The following is a 3,514-nucleotide window of genomic DNA, read 5'->3' on the forward strand; positions in this document are numbered from 1 at the left end:
TGTATTGATTACTTTCTTTAACTGAGCCAAAAGGAGTCAAAGATACGCCTAATTCAGCTGCGGCCTCCGAAGAAACTTTTGCTTGCGCATTAAAGGACAGCATGGCTATAACAGTTAAACCTAAGAAAGATAAGGATTTTCCATTCATATTCTACACCTTACCTGCTTAATTTGAGGCTTTATAAATTACTTGAACAACGGCAATAGCGAAGCTTGATAAACTCAAAGCATACTAATGGAGCAAGCCGGAACTAATTAGTATAGGAAGGAAAACCTTATTTTCCCAACCCACTGTTTTAAACCTGAGTGAATATTTATATCAACACTAGTCTCTTTGACATTTATGCATCGCCTCTATCATCAAGTGACTAAATCTCTTCATCTACTTCAACATTCGTACTTGTTGAACTAAGATTATCTAATACCTTCACTTTCTACAAATCTTCATTATGAAAACAGCGGAGAATTTCCTATGTACCAAAATTTTGTATCTTCTTTTTTACTTGTTTGCGTTCTAGTATTCGGCTCGGGTTCAGTGCTTGCAGATAAACACGGTCGCTCACAGTGGGTAGACATCAGCAGTGACAAAAAACCATTTAACAAGAATTGTGACTACAAAGTTTGGGTTCTTGAAGACAAGGAGTGGGCTGAGACCTGGTACCTAGAAGCATTTGATAGTGAGAATGCTTTTTACACTATCAATCGCCAAAGCAGTATTTGGAGCGATAAAGATGACTTTTATGCACTTAACTACAAAGATAAAACAAAGTTTTTAACTGGCGAAAACTTTATTGAGGTGGTGCCATTCGCATTATGCTTGATGAAGTAAACTAATTATTCTTGGCTATCAAGGCTCGTTCTCAAAAGACTGCAAGCTTCTGAGAACGACCTAGCGTCTAGGGTTATGATAAGACTGTAGATAGATGGACGCTTCCTGAGAAGTCGTTTGTAGACCATTCTTTAAATGCTTTTGCTCCGAGCTTTACTGTATTCTTAGAAGGCGAGTTTGAGCAAGTCACCAAAGCTTGCGAGTAAACTTTACTCACCTCCTTTGCAGAAAAGCCCAGACTCTCTCGAAGCAGCTCCACAATAAGCATATGCCGCTGCTTTGACGACAAGCCATTCATCTTAACGACAAACTCTACTGCCCCAATAAAAAACAAACCAACTTCACTTCGGTTTTCTTGATCCTCAAATACTCGTTTCTCTCCAGCCCCTTGATGAACACTATTAATATGAAACTGAGCAAAATCAATTAATTGGGATGAGAACCCTACAGCGTTACCCTCTTCAGTTTCATGCCTGCTTAGCTGACTTGCACGGTACAGCGACGATACTCTATGTAAGAGCAATAGCATTAAAAAAGCCGCAAGTGCACTGGCCGTTAGTGCCAAATTATCGTACAACAGCCCATAATCTTGCGAGAAAGAGTTCTGTATACCAAGGTTCATCCATATATCATTCGTCATCAAATATTCCTAGTCGTTACAAACAAAGGGGCCTTAAATAAATTCCCGAGGATTGTAACAAGTAAAGGAATGACAAATTATCCCAAAGTGGTAACAACAGGTAACACTGAGGTAAAACCTTGTGAAATAGCCCATAAGACCTAAGGAAGCGGATTGATCATCGGCAAAATCCCTAGGTGTTTGGGCTTGGAGGGCTTATCCGATGCCTAGGGTTTCATTGACATCATCACGGATAGCACGATAGAGCTTAGCGTCCTTTTCCAGCTTTCTGAGGCTGTGAACGGGGAAGATTTCTCGTAATTTGCTATTGCCTTCCTCATCTTCAATCAGGAATGGCATGAGTTGTTCAACCAGTCGCAACATCACTTCAGGTGATACCGACGCCCCCGGCGAGGCACCTAGTAGCGTCCCGTAGGTTTTATCATCAGAGACAATAATCTCGGTGCCCATCTGCAAGTCACCATCTTTAATGATTTGCACTCGCTGACCTGCCGGACTAACCTGCCAGTTGAATTTACTACTTAAACCTGGCGCAAAGTCTTCTAGTTCCTTCAGCATCTTTTCCTTACAAACAAAGGTCTCGGAAATAAGGTACTTCATTAATGGAAAGTGCTCTCGCGCAACATTCAAAAAGTTAGGGATATCATGAAAGCGCATAGACTTTAAGTACTCAAGGAAACCTCGGCCTTTTTCCAGCACCGGCATAAAGGTCGCAAAAGGACCAAACAGCAAGTAATGCTTTCCGTTAGCAGCACGCAAATCCAGATGCGGAACCGACATGGGTGGTGCGCCGACTTTCGCTTTACCGTAAGTTTTTGCAGAGTAGTGTTTAGCGTCTTCTTCACTAATAGGCGCCATCAAGAAGCGACCACCAACAGGGAAGCCTGCAAATCGAGTTCTATCTGGTAAGTGGCTTAGTTTAAGAAGCGGGAATGCGCCTCCACCTGCGGCAACAAATAGCGTGTCGCCTTTAAAGCGCATTTTCTGATCGCCTTTTTGGGTTTCAACTAGCCATTGCTTAACCGGGTTTTTATGAACACGCGTAACATGCGTTCCGTAGTGAAATTCAACCCCTTCCTGCTTTGCCAAATAAGCAGCCATTTGCTCGGTGATCGACTCAAAATTAACATCTGTTCCCGTCGCAATCATGGTCGCAGCCATCTTTTCAGAAGTCGGTCGATTTTCCATGGTATAGGGGATCCATGATTTAATTTCATCATGATCTTCCGAATACTGCATATGCTCAAAATAGTGGTGCTGAGACATTTCTTCAAAACGCAATTTCAGCTCATTGATACTGTCTTCATGAACCAGGGTGCAGTGTTTTGTCGGAACGATAAAGCTTGTAGGGTCTTCGATAATCCCCTTCTTAACCAAATAAGCCCAAAACTGCTTGGCGATATTGAATTGACCGTGTATTGCGAGTGCCTTTTCGACTTCGATAATATCCTCATCGACCGGCGTATAGTTCAATTCACAATTTGCTTCATGGCCTGTTCCCGCGTTATTGAATACGCTGGAGTTGCTTTTGGCTGGCCCAGAAAGGCGCTCTATGATGGTTATTTTAAGCTTCGGGTTCAGTTCTTTCGCTAGGGTGGCAAAGGTAATTCCCATTATCCCTGCGCCGACAATTACTACATTCATATAATACTCTTGCTTGTAAGCGTGGTTTAAACTTGATACGAGGAGAAGAGTCAGATTTGGCTTGTTTGAGGGTCACCCAAAGTAATGCCAAGATGTTTTTATGATGAGACTACAACACCTGATTTGCCGGTTGAGCTCGATGATAACGAGTTACCGGATTTTACCGGGCGCTATTTTATACAAATATCTGGCCTTTTTCGAGTGATTTGTATCCAAGACATAAAGCACCACTGCTTAACCGAAGCTAAAAAATCATGTTATCTATCAATTAAACTTAAGAGAAAATTCACCTTAGCAACAATTGGCACTGCAGCACCGATAAGATTACTATATAAAAAACAATAAGAGAGTTATCCAAAATGAAAACCTACCAAAGCTTCAAAGAATTCTACCCTTACTAC

Annotated in this window: 3 protein-coding genes; 1 reads left to right on the plus strand and 2 read right to left on the minus strand. The window is 41.8% G+C overall.

What is annotated here, in order from left to right:
* Positions 1–472 precede the first annotated feature (472 nt).
* Positions 473–829: a hypothetical protein gene (locus tag A3763_RS08970; RefSeq protein WP_068506937.1), complete on the plus strand. Its 357-nt coding sequence runs from the start codon at positions 473–475 to the stop codon at positions 827–829.
* 73 nt (positions 830–902) lie between these two features.
* Here the strand turns inward: A3763_RS08970 and A3763_RS08975 are convergent, their stop codons facing one another.
* Both A3763_RS08975 and A3763_RS08980 read right to left on the minus strand, forming a co-directional pair.
* Entirely contained in the window at positions 903–1,469 is a 567-nt protein-coding gene (locus tag A3763_RS08975) for a hypothetical protein (RefSeq protein ID WP_068506939.1), read from the minus strand.
* A 195-nt stretch (positions 1,470–1,664) separates the two neighbouring features.
* Positions 1,665–3,113 (minus strand): malate:quinone oxidoreductase, encoded by a 1,449-nt coding sequence (locus tag A3763_RS08980; RefSeq protein WP_068506940.1) that lies wholly within the window; start codon positions 3,111–3,113, stop codon positions 1,665–1,667.
* Between the last annotated feature and the right edge of the window lie 401 nt (positions 3,114–3,514).

This window comes from Oleiphilus sp. HI0128 (assembly GCF_001635365.1).

Excerpts from the sequence above, each read along its gene's own strand:
- A3763_RS08970 (WP_068506937.1), top strand. The coding sequence starts at position 473 with ATGTACCAAAATTTTGTATCTTCTTTTTTACTTGTTTGCGTTCTAGTA.
- A3763_RS08975 (WP_068506939.1), bottom strand. The coding sequence starts at position 1,469 with ATGACGAATGATATATGGATGAACCTTGGTATACAGAACTCTTTCTCG.
- A3763_RS08980 (WP_068506940.1), bottom strand. The coding sequence starts at position 3,113 with ATGAATGTAGTAATTGTCGGCGCAGGGATAATGGGAATTACCTTTGCC.